Source organism: Cupriavidus necator (genome assembly GCF_013141915.1).
GTDB classification, from domain to species: domain Bacteria; phylum Pseudomonadota; class Gammaproteobacteria; order Burkholderiales; family Burkholderiaceae; genus Cupriavidus; species Cupriavidus necator_B.
Map to the genome: position 1 here is coordinate 54,060 of NZ_SROX01000005.1, position 16,225 is coordinate 70,284.

At 68.3% G+C, this 16,225-nt stretch carries 13 protein-coding genes; 5 read left to right on the forward strand and 8 right to left on the reverse strand.

Annotated elements, in window-relative coordinates:
• Positions 1 to 136: 136 nt before the first annotated feature.
• Complete coding sequence (locus tag E5S69_RS11905) at positions 137 to 1,159, reverse strand: class I fructose-bisphosphate aldolase (RefSeq protein ID WP_171514858.1); 1,023 nt, start codon at positions 1,157 to 1,159, stop codon at positions 137 to 139.
• Positions 1,160 to 1,434: 275 nt separating this feature from the next.
• On the opposite strand from E5S69_RS11905, the gene ilvD reads away from it, so the two are divergent.
• On the forward strand, positions 1,435 to 3,294 hold the full coding sequence (ilvD, locus tag E5S69_RS11910) for a dihydroxy-acid dehydratase (RefSeq protein WP_171514859.1): 1,860 nt from the start codon (positions 1,435 to 1,437) through the stop codon (positions 3,292 to 3,294).
• 86 nt (positions 3,295 to 3,380) lie between these two features.
• On the opposite strand, the gene E5S69_RS11915 is transcribed toward ilvD, so the two are convergent.
• Positions 3,381 to 4,283, reverse strand: a complete 903-nt coding sequence (locus E5S69_RS11915) for a LysR family transcriptional regulator (RefSeq protein ID WP_171514860.1) — start codon at positions 4,281 to 4,283, stop codon at positions 3,381 to 3,383.
• Positions 4,284 to 4,517: 234 nt separating this feature from the next.
• Between E5S69_RS11915 and E5S69_RS11920 the strand changes: the two genes are divergently transcribed.
• Entirely contained in the window at positions 4,518 to 5,741 is a 1,224-nt protein-coding gene (locus tag E5S69_RS11920; protein ID WP_171514861.1) for an MFS transporter, read from the forward strand.
• Positions 5,742 to 5,787: 46 nt separating this feature from the next.
• Here the strand turns inward: E5S69_RS11920 and E5S69_RS11925 are convergent, their stop codons facing one another.
• The 5 genes from E5S69_RS11925 to E5S69_RS11945 all read right to left on the reverse strand — a co-directional run bounded on the left by E5S69_RS11925 (position 5,788) and on the right by E5S69_RS11945 (position 12,364).
• Positions 5,788 to 8,079: a xanthine dehydrogenase family protein molybdopterin-binding subunit gene (locus tag E5S69_RS11925; protein ID WP_171514862.1), complete on the reverse strand. Its 2,292-nt coding sequence runs from the start codon at positions 8,077 to 8,079 to the stop codon at positions 5,788 to 5,790.
• Positions 8,080 to 8,550: a (2Fe-2S)-binding protein gene (locus E5S69_RS11930; RefSeq protein WP_171514863.1), complete on the reverse strand. Its 471-nt coding sequence runs from the start codon at positions 8,548 to 8,550 to the stop codon at positions 8,080 to 8,082.
• A 129-nt stretch (positions 8,551 to 8,679) separates the two neighbouring features.
• Positions 8,680 to 9,336, reverse strand: a complete 657-nt coding sequence (locus tag E5S69_RS11935) for a hypothetical protein (protein WP_336510583.1) — start codon at positions 9,334 to 9,336, stop codon at positions 8,680 to 8,682.
• 100 nt (positions 9,337 to 9,436) lie between these two features.
• Positions 9,437 to 10,639 carry a hypothetical protein gene (locus tag E5S69_RS11940; protein ID WP_171514864.1) on the reverse strand — a complete coding sequence of 401 codons (1,203 nt, stop codon included), beginning with the start codon at positions 10,637 to 10,639 and terminating at the stop codon, positions 9,437 to 9,439.
• 84 nt (positions 10,640 to 10,723) lie between these two features.
• Complete coding sequence (locus E5S69_RS11945; protein ID WP_236901294.1) at positions 10,724 to 12,364, reverse strand: mechanosensitive ion channel family protein; 1,641 nt, start codon at positions 12,362 to 12,364, stop codon at positions 10,724 to 10,726.
• 333 nt (positions 12,365 to 12,697) lie between these two features.
• Here E5S69_RS11945 and E5S69_RS11950 point away from each other — a divergent pair, with 333 nt between their 5' ends.
• From E5S69_RS11950 to E5S69_RS11960, 3 genes are read left to right on the forward strand one after another with little or no spacing between them, the layout of a single operon-like run.
• On the forward strand, positions 12,698 to 13,678 hold the full coding sequence (locus tag E5S69_RS11950) for a Bug family tripartite tricarboxylate transporter substrate binding protein (RefSeq protein ID WP_171514865.1): 981 nt from the start codon (positions 12,698 to 12,700) through the stop codon (positions 13,676 to 13,678).
• 25 nt (positions 13,679 to 13,703) lie between these two features.
• Positions 13,704 to 15,059, forward strand: a complete 1,356-nt coding sequence (locus tag E5S69_RS11955; RefSeq protein WP_171514866.1) for an acyclic terpene utilization AtuA family protein — start codon at positions 13,704 to 13,706, stop codon at positions 15,057 to 15,059.
• 8 nt (positions 15,060 to 15,067) lie between these two features.
• On the forward strand, positions 15,068 to 15,418 hold the full coding sequence (locus E5S69_RS11960; protein WP_171514867.1) for an AtuA-related protein: 351 nt from the start codon (positions 15,068 to 15,070) through the stop codon (positions 15,416 to 15,418).
• Between the two features lie 28 nt (positions 15,419 to 15,446).
• On the opposite strand, the gene E5S69_RS11965 is transcribed toward E5S69_RS11960, so the two are convergent.
• Positions 15,447 to 16,217: an IclR family transcriptional regulator gene (locus E5S69_RS11965; protein WP_171514868.1), complete on the reverse strand. Its 771-nt coding sequence runs from the start codon at positions 16,215 to 16,217 to the stop codon at positions 15,447 to 15,449.
• Between the last annotated feature and the right edge of the window lie 8 nt (positions 16,218 to 16,225).

The window sequence follows — 16,225 nt, forward strand, 5'->3', positions numbered from 1 at the left end:
CATTGTAGGGCGGCGTGATCCTCTCTCCATGCACGTGTCATGGCGCCACCGGTACCTGGCGGGGGACCGGCCACGGCGGCGCGCGATGTCCCGCGTCGGCCGCCTGCGTTGCCGCTATCGCCTGGCCGGGTCGGACCTATCCCGCCGCGCCCTCCTGTGCCGCCTCATATTTCCCCAGGCAAGCCATGCCATTCAGCCGGGCGCGCAATAGCAATGCCTGTTGCGCCTGCGCGGCGTTGGCGGCCTCGCCGCGCCAGGCCAGCAGCGGCGGCTCCTGCAGCGCGCGCCCATAAGAGAACGACAGCCGCCACGGCAGCGGGCCCATCCGGTTCATGGCGTCGAGATTGACGGTGGCCTCGGTGGGGGTTTGTCCGCCGGACAGGAAGAAAATGCCGGGGACCGCCGCGGGCACGGTGCGCTTGAGCACCTGCACGGTGTGCTTGGCAACCTCCGACGGTGGCGCGTGGCCGGCTTCCTTGCCGGGCAGCACCATGCTGGGCTTGAGCAGCATGTGTTCGAGCGCCACCCCGTGGCGATGCAGGGCGTGGAAGACTTCATGCAGCACGGCTTCGGTCACCTGGGCGCAACGGGCCATGGTGTGGCCGCCATCCATCAGCACCTCGGGTTCGACGATGGGCACCACGCCGGCCTGCTGGCAGATTGCGGCGTAGCGCGCCAGCGCCTCGGCGTTGGCCTGCACCGCGGCGAGTCCGGGCAGCGTGTCCGATACGTTGTAGACCGCGCGCCACTTGGCAAAGCGCGCGCCCTGTTGCCGGTAGCCGGCAAGCCGCTTGGCCAGGCCATCGAGGCCTTCGGTGATTTCGTCGCCGGGCGCTAGCGCCAGCGCGAGCTTGCCCTTGTCGACCTTGATCCCCGGTACGATGCCCTGGCGCGCGGCCAGTTCCGGCAGCGGCGTGCCGTCGTCGGCGCGCTGGGCCAGCGTTTCCTCGTACAGGATCACGCCGCTGATGTAGTCGCCCAGGCCGGGCGTGGCCAGGAGCAGGTTACGCCACGCGCGGCGGTTTTCCTCGCTCGATTCCACGCCGATGCGCTCGAAGCGCTTGGCGATGGTCGGGCCGCTTTCGTCGGCGGCCAACAGGCCCTTGCCCGCTTGTGCCAGGGCGTCCACGGTGGCTTGCAGTTCGCTTGATGTATCCATGACGTTGCTCCGCGCAGGTGACATAAGCGCAAGCATTTCCCCGAAACGGCAATCGCGCAAGGGCATCGGGGGCCGCCGCCGCGCGCCCATGGTGGCCGCCCGAACATTGCGGCGAAGGTGGCGGGCGCCACCCCCGGGGGGAATATCCCGCCCGGCCGGGTGTGGGATAATCGCGGCTTTGCCCATGGCGCAGCTCAAGAGGTTGTTCGCACGGGCATGCCAGGGCCCCTATTCCCGCGGCCCGCTTCCTACCGCGATACTTCTAAAGCAAGACCATGCCCACATACCGTTCCAAAACCTCCACCGCCGGCCGCAACATGGCGGGGGCGCGCTCGCTGTGGCGCGCCACCGGCATGAAAGACGAAGACTTCTCCAAGCCCATCATTGCCGTGGTCAATTCCTTCACGCAGTTCGTGCCCGGGCACGTGCACCTGAAGGACCTGGGCCAGCTGGTCGCGCGCGAGATCGAGGCCGCGGGCGGCGTGGCCAAGGAGTTCAACACCATCGCGGTCGACGACGGCATCGCCATGGGCCACGACGGCATGCTGTACTCGCTGCCCAGCCGCGACATCATCGCCGACTCGGTCGAGTACATGGTCAACGCGCACTGCGCCGACGCCATGGTGTGCATCTCCAACTGCGACAAGATTACCCCCGGCATGCTGATGGCCGCGATGCGCCTGAACATCCCGGTGATCTTCGTTTCGGGCGGGCCGATGGAAGCCGGCAAGACGCGCCTGGCCAATCCCGTCACCAAGGCCATGGAGTTCAAGAAGCTGGACCTGGTCGACGCCATGGTGATCGCCGCCGACAGCGCGTATTCCGATGCCGACGTGGCCGAGGTGGAGCGTTCCGCGTGCCCGACCTGCGGTTCGTGCTCGGGCATGTTCACCGCCAATTCGATGAACTGCCTGACCGAGGCGCTGGGCCTGTCGCTGCCCGGCAACGGCACGGTGGTGGCCACGCATGCGGACCGCGAGCAGCTGTTCAAGCGCGCCGGCCGCCGCATCGTCGAACTGGCACGCCAGTACTACGAGCAGGAAGACGCGCGCGTGCTGCCGCGCGCGGTGGGCTTCAAGGCGTTCGAGAACGCCATGACGCTGGACATCGCCATGGGCGGCTCGACCAACACCATCCTGCACCTGCTGGCAATTGCGCGCGAGGCGGAAATCGACTTCGACATGACCGACATCGACCGCCTGTCGCGCGTCGTGCCGCAGTTGTGCAAGGTCGCGCCCAACACCAACAAGTACCACATCGAAGACGTGCACCGCGCGGGCGGCATCATGGCCATCCTGGGCGAGCTGGAACGCGCCGGCAAGCTGCACACCGACGTGCCGACGGTGCATGCCCCCACGTTGAAGGACGCTCTGGCACAGTGGGACATCAGCCGGACCCAGGATGAGGCGGTCAGGCAGTTCTACCTGGCCGGCCCGGCCGGCATTCCCACCCAGGTGGCGTTCAGCCAGAACACGCGCTGGCCCAGCCTGGACCTGGACCGCGCCGAAGGCTGCATCCGCTCCTACGAGCATGCCTTCTCCAAGGAAGGCGGCCTGGCGGTGCTGACCGGCAATATCGCGCTGGACGGCTGCGTGGTGAAGACCGCCGGCGTGGACGAGAGCATCCTGGTGTTCGAGGGAACCGCCCACGTCACCGAATCGCAGGACGAAGCGGTCGAGAACATCCTCAACGACAAGGTCAAGGCCGGCGACGTGGTGATCGTGCGCTACGAAGGCCCGAAGGGCGGCCCCGGCATGCAGGAAATGCTCTACCCCACCAGCTACATCAAGTCCAAGGGCCTGGGCAAGGCCTGCGCGTTGCTGACCGACGGCCGCTTCTCCGGCGGCACCTCGGGCCTGTCCATCGGCCACTGCTCGCCCGAAGCCGCAGCCGGCGGCGCCATCGGCCTGGTGCAAGACGGCGACAAGATCCGCATCGACATCCCCAACCGCACCATCAACGTGCTGGTGTCCGACGAGGAGCTGGCGCATCGCCGCGAAGCGCAGAACGCCAAGGGCTGGAAGCCGGCCAAGCCGCGTCCGCGCAAGGTGTCGGCGGCGCTGAAGGCCTATGCCAAGCTGGTGATGTCGGCGGACAAGGGCGCGGTGCGTGACTTGTCGCTGTTGGACGACTGATGCGGCGATGGGCCAAGGGCCCATGAAGCTGCCAAAGCCGCTCTTCGGAGCGGTTTTTTTTTCCGCGGCGCTACTTCGGGCGAATCTCACCGCCCTCCCGCCTGCCCGCGCAACATCTGCACCACCAACGCAAACGCCGGCGACGGCTGCCGCCTGCTCGGGTAATACAGGTGGTAGCCATTGAACTTCGGACACCAGTCCTCCAGCACGCGCACCAGCCGGCCGGCTTCGATATGCGGCATCAGTTCATCCTCCGGCAGCAGCGCGATGCCCAGCCCGGCCAGCGCCGCATCCACCTGGGGCTGGGTGGTATTGAAGATCAGCGGGCCGTCCACGCGTACGTTGACCTGGCGGCCGCGCCGCTCGAAGTCCCAGACGTACAACCCGCCGGAGGTTGGCATGCGCTGGTTGATGCAGCGGTGCGCCATCAGGTCTTGCGGCGTCTTCGGCGACGGATGGGTGGCAAAGTAGTCGGGTGACGCGACCACGGCCATGCGCAGCGGGGGGCCGATGGGTACGGCGATCATGTCCTTGTCGATGGTGCTGCCCAGGCGCACGCCGGCGTCGAAGCGGTCCGCGACGATGTCGCGGAAGCCATAGTTGACGTCGAACTCCAGCTTGATGTCCGGATATTCATGCAGCAGCGGTGCGAGCCGGGGCAGCAAGATCGTGTGCAGCACGTTGTCGCCGCAGGTGATGCGCACCGTGCCGGCGGGTTTGTCGCGCAAGGCGGTCAGTGCATCGAGTTCCGCCTCGATTTCGTCGAAGCGGTGGCCGATCGCCTGCATCAGCCGTTCCCCCGCTGCGGTGGGCGAGACGCTGCGCGTGGTGCGGGTCAGCAGCCGGATCCGCAGTCGTTCCTCGAGGCCGCGCACGGCCTGGCTCAGTGCTGACTGCGTCACGCCCAGCGAGGCCGCTGCGCGCGTGAAACTGCCTTCGCGCGCCACCGTCACGAAGGCCAGCAGATCGTTGAGATTGCGTCGGACCATGCGTAGGTCTCCATCGGCAGATTCATTAGTGCTACTTATATCCTCTTTAAGCACTCATTAGCTAGTCCCAGGCCTGTCCTCGCGCGAAGATGGCGTGACGCAGACGCCGGGAAACCGGCATCGCCATTGCCGCTTCCGGCACATTTCTCCGCACACCGCGCGCATGCCACGCCGCTCCGGACTTTTTTCGGAGCCGCGCGGTGTCGTGCGCGCATCCACTTCTTCCCGGACTGCATGACAACCCAACTCTGTGACGCGCCCGTGGGCGCGACCCTTCCTTCGCAGGATGCCGAACGCCGGCCGGCCAACTGGGGCGGCGTCTTTGCGATGACGCTGTGCGTGTTCGCGCTGATCGCCTCCGAATTCATGCCGGTCAGCCTGCTCACGCCCATGGCCGCCGACCTGCATGTCACCGAAGGGGTGGCGGGGCAGGGCATCGCAATCTCCGGCGCCTTTGCCGTTCTCACCAGCCTGTTCATCGCCGCGCTGGCCGGCGGCATGAACCGCAAGACGCTGCTGCTGGGGCTGACGGCGCTGATGGCGGTTTCCGGCGCGGTGATCGCGCTGGCGCCCCATTACCTTGCCTACATGGCGGGCCGTGCGCTGATCGGCGTGGTGGTCGGCGGCTTCTGGTCGATGTCGGCGGCAACGGCGATGCGGCTGGTTCCGCCGGGCCAGGTGCCGCGCGCGCTGGCGATCTTCAACGGCGGCAACGCGCTGGCCACGGTAGTGGCCGCGCCGCTGGGCAGCTACCTGGGCGCGGTGATCGGCTGGCGCGGCGCGTTCTTCTGCCTGGTGCCGGTGGCCCTGATCGCTTTCGCGTGGCAGTGGATCAGCCTGCCGGCGATGCCGGTGGCGGCGCGCGGCAGCGGATCCGGCAACGGCTTGCGGCTGTTGCGCCAGCCGCGGGTAGCGCTGGGCATGCTCGGTGCCAGCATTTTCTTCATGGGGCAGTTCACGCTGTTCACCTACGTACGCCCGTTCCTCGAGACGGTGACGCGGGTGGAGGTGTCGTCGCTGTCGCTGATCCTGCTGGTGATCGGGGTGACGGGTTTCATCGGCACCATGGCCATCGGCGCGGCGCTCAGGCGCGGCTTCTACGCGACGATGATTGCCATACCCGTAGTGATGGCCAGGATCGCGCTGGCGCTGGTTGCATTCGGCGGCAAGACTGCGGCGGTGGTCATGCTGCTGGGGCTGTGGGGCTTGGTTGCCACCGCGGCGCCAGTGGGCTGGTGGGCCTGGATCGCCAAGACCTTCCCGACTGATGCCGAGGCCGGCGGCGGCCTGCTGGTGGCGGTGGTGCAGCTTGCCATCGCGCTGGGCTCTACCGTGGGTGGCATGCTGTTTGACCGCAACGGTTATCAAAGCACCTTCGCCGTCAGCGCGGCGCTGCTAATGATTGCGGCATTGCTGACCTGGCTGACCGCGCGCGCCGAAGCGGCGCGGGCCGCCTGACGCGCTTTCAGGGCAAGGCGCCGCGACCATGGTCGCGGCGTCCTTCCTATGCCACCTTGCGCACCGGCAGGCTGCGCACGCGCTTGCCGGTGGCGGTGAAGATGGCATTGCACAGCGCGGGCGCGACCGGCGGCACCGGCGGCTCGCCCACGCCGCCCGGCGGCAGGTCATGGTTGTCGTTGACCAGGTGGGTGCGGATCACGCGCGGCGACGCATGGTGGCGCAGCACTTCGTAGTCGTGGAAGTTGCTTTGCATCACGCGGCCCTTGTCGAAGGTGATCTCGCTGGCCAGCGCCAGGCTCAGGCCCATGATGGCGCCGCCTTCCATCTGCGCGCGGATGCGGTCGGGGTGGATCTGCGGGCCGCAGTCCATCGCCATGTCGACTGACAGCACGCGCACCTCGCCCTTCGCATCCACGGCCACCTCAACCACGGTGGCGGTGTAGCTCATGAAGCTGTAGCAGAACGCCAGGCCCAGCCCGTGGCCCCTGGGCAGTTTGCGGCCCCAGCCCGCGCCGCGGGTGGCGGCCTCGATCACTCCGCGCAGGCGGCCCGTGTCATACGGATAGCGATCGGGCGATTCGGTGTAGTTCCAGGTATCGGCCAGCGTGCCGGGGTCGAGCTTGCGCGCCGGTCCGATCAGGTCGAGCGCAAACTGCCGGTGATCCTTGCCGGCGCGGTGCGCCAGCTCGGCGATAAAGCACTGTGACGCGAACGCGTGCGGGATATTGGCCACCGAGCGGAACCAGCCGATGCGCGCATGCGCCGGGACTTCGGCGGTTTCCACGCGCACGTTGGCAATGCGGTAGGGCATGTTGATCGCCGACATGGCCGACTCGAACAGTTGCTGGCCTTTGGCGCCCTCGGTAAACAGCGAGGCGATGGTCGGCGCGGCGCTGCGGTGCAGCCACGACTGTACCTGCCCCTGCTTGTCGATGACCGCCTCCAGCCGCTCCACGGAAACGGTGTGCAGGTAGTCGTGGTGGATGTCGTCGTCGCGCGTCCAGACCAGCTTGACCGGCGTGCCCTCGGGCATCGCCTGCGCAACGATGGCGGCTTCATCGACAAAGTCGGGCTTGGACTTGCGGCCAAAGCCGCCGCCCAGCAGCAGCACATTGACCCTGACGTTGCCCGGCTTCAGCTCCAGGCGCTTTGCCACGGCGGATTGCGCGGCGACAGGATTCTGGATCGAGGTCCAGACCTCGGCGCTGCCGCCCCGGATGCGCACGGTGGCTACCGGCGGTTCCATCGACGCGTGGGCCAGATGTGGCACGTAGTACTCGGCGGCAAGGCGCGCGGCCGGCGGCGCCTGGTCCCAGGCCTGCCGGGCATCGCCCTGGTTGCGCATGGTCTTGCCCGGCACGCGCGCAGCCGCCTCGAGCGTGCGGCGATACGCCGCGGAATCGTAGCTGCCGTTAGGGCCGTCGTCCCATTCGATTGCCAGCGCGGCGCGGCCCTGCATGGCCGCCCAGGTGTTGCGCGCGACCACCGCCACGCCGCCCAGCGGCTGGAACGCCGGCGCGCCCTGGAAGGCGGGAATCTCCACCACCTTCAATACCCCCGGCAGCGCCAGCGCCTTGCGGCTGTCCACGCGGCGCAGCTTGCCGCCCACCACCGGCGGGCGCGCCACCACGGCGTACACCATGCCAGGCAGGCGCAGGTCCATGCCGTAGACGGCGCGGCCGGTGCCGATGGCTTGCTGGTCGACCGGCCGTACCGCGTTCTTGCCGATATAGCGGAATTCGGCGCGGGGCTTGAGCCTGAGCGCATTCCCCTTGGGCACGGGCTGCCTGGCCGCGTCGGCCGCCAGTTCGCCATAGCCCAGGCGGCGGCCGGTGGGCTGGTGCAGCACTTCGTGGTTGACGGCCCTGACCTCGGACACCGGCACCGACCAGCGCGCGGCGGCAGCAGCTTCCAGCATCTGGCGGGCTGCCGCGCCAACGCGCCGCATCGGCATCAGGAAATGCCGCACGCTACGCGAGCCGTCGACGTTCTGGTTGCCGTAGCGGGTCTCGTCGGCCTCGGCCTGAACGACTTTGACGCGCTCCCAGCGCGCCTCCATCTCATCGGCCACCACCATCGGCAGGCTGGTGCGCACGCCGGTGCCCATCTCGGCGCGATGGGCCACGATGGTGACGGTACCGTCCGCCGCGATCGAGACGAACGCCAGCGGATCGTCCACGGTGCCACCTGGCATGCCGTCGGCGCCAAATTTCTTTGGCGCGGGATCCGCGGCGCGGGCGACGGTCACCAGGCCACCGGTGGTCACGGCCAGCGTCATCAGGCCGAGGCTGCCGCGCAGGAACTGGCGGCGCGAGAGTTGAGCGATGTCGGCCATTTACTTGCCGCCCTGCGCAAGATGCTTGGCCGCCTGCCGGATCGCGGCATGAATACGCGGATAGGTGCCGCAGCGGCAGATGTTGCCGCTCATGGCTTCATCGATCTGACGGTCGGTCGGCGCCGGCGCGGTCTTGAGCAGGCTGACCGCGGTCATGATCTGGCCGGCCTGGCAATAGCCGCATTGGGCCACGTTATGCTCGATCCACGCTTGCTGCACCGCCTGGCCCACCCGGTCGCGTTCTACGCCTTCAATGGTCGCGACGGATCGCCCCGCGACAGCGGCCACCGGCGTCACGCAGGCCCGGATCGCGGTGCCGTCCACATGCACCGTGCAGGCGCCGCACAGCGCCATGCCGCAGCCGAACTTGGTGCCGGTCAGGCCGAGCTCATCGCGCAATGCCCACAGCAGCGGCATCTCGTCGGGAACGTCGACGTCCTTGGCCTGGCCATTGACCTGGAATCTTGTCATGGGGAAACTCCTTGTGAAGACAAAGGGCATGGCGTCATGCCAATGAGCCCAGACTGCAGCTCGCGTCATAAAGCCATCATTGTCGTCAAGATTGCCGTGCTGGATTGATTAGGATGGCTTATAAGCTCTTTAAGCCTGCGTGAGGACCGCCACGCTCAGGAACAGTGAAACCTGGTCACGCTCGACAGTTGCCGGGGCGATGCGCCATTGCACGCGCCGGCCGGGATTGCGGGAAGGAACGTTGTCCCGGAAGTAGGGGGCCGCGGCAAGGCGCTGTACGGCGGACACGACCTCCTGTTGCGGAATCGAAAGGTAGGCGGCCAGCACGCCGTTGCGCGAAACATAGGCAAGACGCCGGCGTATCCCGGACCCCTCTGGCACCGCGCTCAGCAAATGGCTGAGCGAACGCGTTACGGCGACGTCCGCCCCAAGCCGCGCTTCGCTGCGGGCGAAGCCGTCCAGGCCGCGCAGCGCCGCAGCGCTGAAGCCGTAGACCGCCGCCGCGTCATGCGCGGGCGCCAGCCGCACCGGCTCGTCGCGATGCGCCAGGGTATCGCGCAAGTCTGGATCCAGCCCGCCACGCGCGCTCGGCTGGATCTGCAGCAGGTGCTCGGCGAAATTCCTGACGCTGAGCAATCGTTCAGCCTCGCATTGCAGCAGCGCGTCCATGCTCTGTGCGCGCACCGCCGGCATATGCCGCAGCGATTCGATCTCGCGGCCCTGCGACAGCTGAAACCTGCGCCACAGCCGCAGCAGGAGCAGCGTGACGGACAGCGAGAACGACACCACGACGAAGCGATGTGGCCGGCTGGCAAGCCGCTGCCAGGCTTGGCCGGATAAGCAGCGCAGCGTGGGGGACCGTCGGGCCGCGATGGCGCGTCCCCCTCTACAGCAACGTCATCAACAACTTGCCCAGCGTCGACTTCAGCGGCAGCTGCGAGGACGCAAGCATCAGCATCGGCAACGCCGCGGGCAAGGCGGTAGCCAGCAGCACGCGCTTGTCGACCAGCGAACTGCGCATGCCGGCCACGGCGTTGTAGATGGCATGTGTGTCCGCGACCGGCCCCAGCTCCGGCGCATCCAGCAGTGGATCGTCCGCCTGTCCGGTTTCGCCGTGGATCCAGCGGCGGTCGACTTTCCGGTTGTGATCGGCCAACAGCGCGCCATAGTCGAGCAAGGCCCATTTGCGCGTCCTGGCCAGCAGCGGCACGAAGCCGAACATGGGCAGCAGCGTGATCAGCGTCAGCACGAACACCAGTGTGCCCATCTGCAGGTAAAGCGATGGAATGGCGACGCCGTGGTACGCCACTTCGTGCGCCCAGGCCGCGGCCATCACCGCGGACACCGCGAACGAGAATGGCGCGAAAATGAACTGGACCCGATTCAGGAACGACAGGCCGCCGACCCGGTCAGGATGGGTGGGCACCAGGCGCAACGGCAGCCGGGCAATGCGCATCAGCACGATGGTGGTCAGCAGCAGCCGCCACAGCCATGCCAGGAGCAGCACATTGAAGAGCGGCCGCGACACCAGCAGGAACCACCATGTCGCAAAGCCCGCGGCACCGCCCAGGTCGCCCCAGCCGATCTCGTCGCGGTCAGGCGCCACCGAGACCGCGATGGTCCATCCCAGCACCAGCCCGCCGATGATGACCCACGGGTAGGTGCGATCGCGCAGCCGGGTGGCCCCTTCCACGATCTCGCGAAAGCGCGGCGCCAGCGCCTCGTCGACCAGGCCGCTGCGCGCGAATTGCCGCAGGCATAGCGGGATCACGCTATGCGCGATGGCTTCGGCGAAGATCAGCAGCGGAATGCCGATGAGGCAACGGACATGGATGGCGTAATGGCCGAGCAGGGATTCGCCATCCTGTCCGGTGATGCGGCCCTGTACCACCGCCCAGGCTACCAGCGGCAGCCATGCCACCATGCTGTAACAGAGCGCGCGCCTGGCCACGCCAAGGCTCTCCGCGGGAATCAGCCCGATGCGCCGTTGCATCCGGTACAGCGCGTCGTCCCGCACCAGCGAAAAAGCGTCGACGAGGGGTTCCCGGCCGGAGCCAGGACCTTCTGCATTGCGGTATGCCGTATTCATGTCCGCTCCCTGGAGGAGACCAGCGGGGCCACGGGGGCATGCATGGCCTTCACCGATGCATGATCGCGGCGGGGCGCGCGCACGTCAGCCGTCGCTGCGCTGCTGCGCCGGGGGCGCATGCCATTGTTCGGTGGGCACCAACACCGGGTCCTTCGGCTGCAGCACGAAATGCGGCGACATGATCTGGACGTTGTGGCGGTTGAACTCGTCCTGGATGGCGGCATGCAGTGTGGAGAGGGCGAAGAAACGGCGGCGCGGGTCTTCGATGGCGAAGAACAGTTCGTATTCGACGTAGAAGTCCGACAGCCCGCGCTGCAGGACAAAGGGCGCTGTTCCCTGATCCAGGCCGGGCACTTCGCGTGCGGCGTTGAGCAGCATCGCGTGCACCTGGCGCCAGGGCGTGTCATAGCCGATCGTCACCGCCGACGAGAGCAGCGCCGCGCTGCCGCCGTTGATGTCGCCGGAGCGCGAATAGTTGTGGACGGCGCTGCCGACCACCACGGCGTTCGGCAGCGTGATCTGTTCCTGCCGCAGGTTGACCAGCCGGACGGACAGCGGACCGAGGCTCTCGACCCATCCCACCGTATCGCCGATGCTGACCATGTCGCCCACGCGCAGCGCGCGCGCATACACCAGCACCATGCCGCTCATCAGCTGGTTCACGACATTGGCCGAGCCCAGCGTCAGCATGAAGCCGAGCAGCACCGAGACTCCCTTGAACACGTCGCTCTGCGAGCCGGGGATGTACGGGTAGGCGAAGGTGAAGCCAAGCGCCCACACCAGCACCGTGGCCAGCCGGCGCGTCGCCGGCACCGTCTCCGGATGCAGGCCCGGCACGGTGAGGTTGCCGCGCTCGGTGGCGGCGAACACGCTCGACACCACGGCCTGCACGCCGCGCGTGATGAACACGATGATGGCGACCACCAGCAAGCCCGGGAGGGCGCCGACCATGGCGGCGCCGACCTCTTCGAGCAGCCGCCACAGGTAGGCGCCCATGCGCTCGCCCAGCGGGTGCGTCAGCGGAAACTGCAGCAGCGCAAATTCCAGCCAGACAAAGGCGACCAGTGCGAACAGCGCGACCGCCACGATACGGACGATGCGGTCCGTCAGCTGGTAGAGCGCGGCGGTCCAGTCGAAGCCGTCGGCGGTGCGCGCCTTCAGGTGCCGTTGCAGCGAGGCATCCACCACGCGCCTGAGCAGCCGCCGGGTCTTCGTCAACGCCCACCCCAGCAATACCACCACGGCCAGCGTGCCGCCCGCGCGCAAGGCGCCACGGACCAGCGTGGGCCAGTGCTGCTGCTGGCGGCGCGCGGCCACGGCCTGGCCTACGCTGTCGACCGTCTGCCTGATCAGCGCTTCGAGCGGGGCCTTGTCCTCGGGATCCCGGTCGCCTTCCACCACTGCCATCAGCAACCGCTCGCCGACATAGATGGCCTCGCCGTGCTGGCCGGCGAGTTCGCCGGCGCTGGTCCTGATGGGCTGCCGCAGGTCGGACGGCGTCAGTGCCTCGAAGCGGTCACGCGCGCGCCGGGCGCGCGCTTCAGGCGTAACGCCCGCAAGCGTTGCGCGTAGCACCAGGATCGGGCGGTTCATCAGGCGGAGTTCGACCGGCGCGGCCTCCGCTTCGGCGGCGGGCTCCGGCGCGGCCAGGACCGGGCCGATCACCAGCCACGGCAGCATGGCCAGCGCGGCAAGCCGGCGCATCAGCAAGAACACCATGGTCATCCGTCGCTCGCGTCATGGGGAAACGGTAATGCCACCCGCGCGCGCTCACCGTCCATGCGGGCGGGACAGGATTGGGTGCATGGTTGCAGCTTGCGTTTTCCAGCGGAAGTGAAACTTTTCGGCGGCGAGCAAAGAAAAATGGGTGCCTGCTTGCTGCGGCGCGTCCGTCACCTGCGTGCGGGTCGGCCCGGCGCGGGCCCCCACATTTTCATTCAGTGAAAATTCGCGGCCAAAGTTTGACGGTGTTTCCGCCCGCTGCCTAACATCGCTCGCACAAGACCTTCATCAGGCGAAACTGTGCCGGCGCTGCCGGCGCAGGGCGAGGAGACAGCGATGCGAATCAGGGACCTGCGCCGGCTGGCGCTTGTGGTTGCCGTGGGTTGTCTGCCATCGGCGCAGGCGGCGAGCGCCGCCGACTATCCGGCGCGGCCGATCCGGCTGGTGGTGCCGTTCACGCCCGGCGGCACCACCGATATCCTGGCGCGTGTGGTCGGCGCCCGGCTGGGCGAAGTGCTCGGACAGAGTGTCGTGGTGGAAAACCGTCCCGGCGCGGGCGGCAACGTCGGCGCAGAAGCGGTGGCGCGCGCCGCGCCGGACGGCTATACGCTGCTGATGGGCACGCTGGGCACGCAGGTTACCAACCAGTACCTCTACGCGCGGATGCCCTATGACGCGGCGAAGGACTTCGCGCCGGTGACACTGGTGGCCAACTCGCCCAATGTGCTGCTGACCCATGCCGCGCAGCCGGTGCGATCGGTGGCGGACGTGATTGCGCTGGCGAAGAAGGAGCCGGGGCGCATCAACTACGCGTCCACCAGCACCGGCGGCTCGCCGCACCTGTCGGGCGAACTGTTCGCCAGCATGGCGGGTGTCAGCATGCAGCACGTGCCGTACAAGGGCGCGGCGCCCGCGATGACAGACTTGCTGGCCGGACAGGTCGAGCTGATGTTCGACAACCTGCCTTCGGCGCTGGCGCAGATCCAGGCCGGCAAGGTCAAGGCCCTGGCCGTGACCAGCCCGCAGCGCTCCGCGGTCTTGCCCAACGTGCCGACGGTGCAGGAATCCGGCCTGCCCGGCTATGTGGTCAATTCCTGGTTCGGCCTGCTGGCACCGGCCGGCACGCCGCCGGACCGCGTCGCGCGGTTGCAGAAGGCGGCGGCCGGGGTGCTGGCCGAACCGGCGGTGCGCCAGCGCATCGAACATCTCGGCGCGGTGCCGGGCGGCGACACGCCGGCGGCATTCGCAGCGATCCTCCGCGCGGACCACGACAAGTGGTCGCGCGTGATCCGCCAGGCTGGCATCCAGGCCCAGTAAGGCGCCATTCCACACGGACTTTCCCATGACCAAGACAACGCTGCGCGTCGGCTCCGGCTCAGGCTGGTGGGGCGACCGCGTCGAGCCGGCCGCGCTCAGTGCGCGCCTGGGCCGGCTCGACTATCTCTGTTTCGAGACCATGGCCGAGGCGACGGTGTCGGCGGCCCAGGTGCGCAAGCGCCGTGATCCCGCCTTTGCCGGCTATGACACCTATCTCGACGAACGCATGCGCGCGGTGTTGCCGCATTGCCTGGCCAACGGCACGCGCATCATCAGTAATCAGGGCTGGATCCATCCGCTCGGCGCGGCGCGCCGCATCGCCGAACTCTGCCAAGAACTGGGGCTGCCGGTGCCGCGCATCGCCGCCATCACCACCACCGACCTGACCGCGACGATCTGCGACCAGGACCTGGCGCTGATGGAGAGCGGGGCGCCGGTGGCTTCGCTGCGCGGCACGCTGATCTCGGCCGAGCCCTACGCGGGCGCGCTCCCCATCGTCAGGGCCCTGGAGCAGGGCGCGCAGATCGTGGTGACCGGGCGCGTGGCCGACCCGTCGCTGTTCCTGGCGCCGATGATCCATGCCTTTGGCTGGGACTATGCGCACGACGTGGACCTGCTGGCGCGCGGCAGCGCCATCGGCCACCTGCTGGAATGCGGCGCGCAGGCAACCGGCGGATACTTCGGCGACCCGGGCTACAAGGATGTGCCCGAGCCGTGGAACCTCGCGTTTCCCATTGCGGAAGTCGATGCGCAGGGCAACGCCGTCATCGGCAAGGTTGACGGCAGCGGCGGCCGCATCGACCTGCAGACCATCAAGGAACAGATGTTCTATGAGGTGCACGACCCCGCCCGCTATATCACGCCGGACGTGGTGGTGGACTTCACCACGGCCGTGCTCGAGCAGGCTGGCCCGGACCAGGTGCGCATCAGCGGCGTGCGCGGCGCGCCACGCACCGGCACGCTGAAGGTGTCGCTGGGCTGTACCGAGGGCTTTATCGGCGAGGACATGTTCTTCTATGCCGGACCAGGCTGCCTGGCCAAGGCGGAGCTGGCGCGCGTCATCCTGGAGCAGCGCTTTGCGCTGGCGAAGCTGCAGGCGGACGAATTGCGCATTGACTTTCTCGGCGTCAACGCGATCCATGGCGCGGCGTCGCCGGTGCCGCCGTGCGAGCCGAACGAGATCGCCGTGCGCGTGGCCGCCCGCACCCGCACGCGCGAAGAGGCCGCCAAGGTCGGCCGCGAGATCGACAGCATGGCGGTGTGCGGCCTGGCGTCGACCGGCAAGCGCGTGCCGCACCAGGACCGCACCCGCGAGATCATCGGCGTGTGGTCGGCACTGGTGCCGCGCGAGCAGGTCGAGTCCTGCATTCACTTTATCTGAGGCCAGCCATGATGGTTGCATTGCGGCGCGTTGCGCATACCCGGTCGGGCGACAAGGGCAATATTTCCAACACGGCGGTGATTGCCTATGACCCGGCGTTCTACCCTTACCTGAAGGATCAGCTCACCGCGCAGGCCTTCAAGGCCATCTACGGGGACGTGATCACCGGCGAGGTCGAGCGCCATGCCGTCGATGGCCTGCAGGTGCTGAATTTTGTCGCGCACGGCGCGCTCGGTGGCGGCGTATCGCGCAGCCTGGCGCTCGACAATTACGGCAAGGCATTGGCGAGCGTGGTGCTGCGCTTCGAACTGGAAATCCCCGATGCGCTCGCCGGCCTGCTGCGCGGGCCGCCGGCCTGAAGCGGTGGCGCACTGACACGGTGGCGCGCTAGCGCGGCCCCGCGCGCCGGGTCCAGGCGCTGCTGATGCGGCGCGCCTCGTCCTTCAGGCGCCTGGCCAGACGCGCTTCGCGCGTGCGCAGCCGCTCGCTCAGCGCGGCAATGCTGAGCGCGCCGAGCGGCTGGCCTTCGTAGTCCAGTATCGGCACCGCGATGCCGCCCATCTGCTCGACCACCCAGTCCAGGAACATCACGTGGCCGCGCCCGCGCGCGGCCTCGGCCTCTTTGGCGATCAGTTCCGGGCTCAGGCGCGGATACGCCGCCAGCTTGCGCGAAGTCTGCTGCAGTCGCCGGGCCCGCTCGGCCGCGGGCAACCACGCCAGCACCGCCATGCTGCCCGCGCCCACGCCGAGCGGCCGGCGCGTGCCGACCTCGACATAGTTGGCGCGGATGGCAAAGGTCCCCAGCTCGATCTGCGTGCAGACCGCTTCGCCGCGGCTGGCTTCGGTCAGCACGGCGGTGTCTTCGAACTCCTCGACCAGCCGCTCCAGGCTGTGCCGGGCCAGCGCGCGCAAGTCGACGCGGCGCTGCGCCACGTCGGCAAGCTGGAACACCTCGGCGCCGATGCCAAAGCGCCGCCGGGCATCGCGTGTGGCAAATCCTTCGGCGACCAGCATGTCCAGCAGCCGCGACGTCGTCGCCGGGTCGAGCCCGGTGGCGCGCGCGACATCGGACAGGTGCCGCACCTGCGGATCGGAAAGCGCACGCAGGATGGCGAGCGCGCGTTGTACCGGGGACGAGCGTGGGGAGCGGGTCGGCATGGCGGGGC

Bases quoted from the DNA above. Each gene is read 5' to 3' on its own strand.
- E5S69_RS11905 (WP_171514858.1), bottom strand. From the start codon at position 1,159: ATGGATACATCAAGCGAACTGCAAGCCACCGTGGACGCCCTGGCACAA.
- ilvD (WP_171514859.1), top strand. From the start codon at position 1,435: ATGCCCACATACCGTTCCAAAACCTCCACCGCCGGCCGCAACATGGCG.
- E5S69_RS11915 (WP_171514860.1), bottom strand. From the start codon at position 4,283: ATGGTCCGACGCAATCTCAACGATCTGCTGGCCTTCGTGACGGTGGCG.
- E5S69_RS11920 (WP_171514861.1), top strand. From the start codon at position 4,518: ATGACAACCCAACTCTGTGACGCGCCCGTGGGCGCGACCCTTCCTTCG.
- E5S69_RS11925 (WP_171514862.1), bottom strand. From the start codon at position 8,079: ATGGCCGACATCGCTCAACTCTCGCGCCGCCAGTTCCTGCGCGGCAGC.
- E5S69_RS11930 (WP_171514863.1), bottom strand. From the start codon at position 8,550: ATGACAAGATTCCAGGTCAATGGCCAGGCCAAGGACGTCGACGTTCCC.
- E5S69_RS11940 (WP_171514864.1), bottom strand. From the start codon at position 10,639: ATGAATACGGCATACCGCAATGCAGAAGGTCCTGGCTCCGGCCGGGAA.
- E5S69_RS11945 (WP_236901294.1), bottom strand. From the start codon at position 12,364: ATGACCATGGTGTTCTTGCTGATGCGCCGGCTTGCCGCGCTGGCCATG.
- E5S69_RS11950 (WP_171514865.1), top strand. From the start codon at position 12,698: ATGCGAATCAGGGACCTGCGCCGGCTGGCGCTTGTGGTTGCCGTGGGT.
- E5S69_RS11955 (WP_171514866.1), top strand. From the start codon at position 13,704: ATGACCAAGACAACGCTGCGCGTCGGCTCCGGCTCAGGCTGGTGGGGC.
- E5S69_RS11960 (WP_171514867.1), top strand. From the start codon at position 15,068: ATGATGGTTGCATTGCGGCGCGTTGCGCATACCCGGTCGGGCGACAAG.
- E5S69_RS11965 (WP_171514868.1), bottom strand. From the start codon at position 16,217: ATGCCGACCCGCTCCCCACGCTCGTCCCCGGTACAACGCGCGCTCGCC.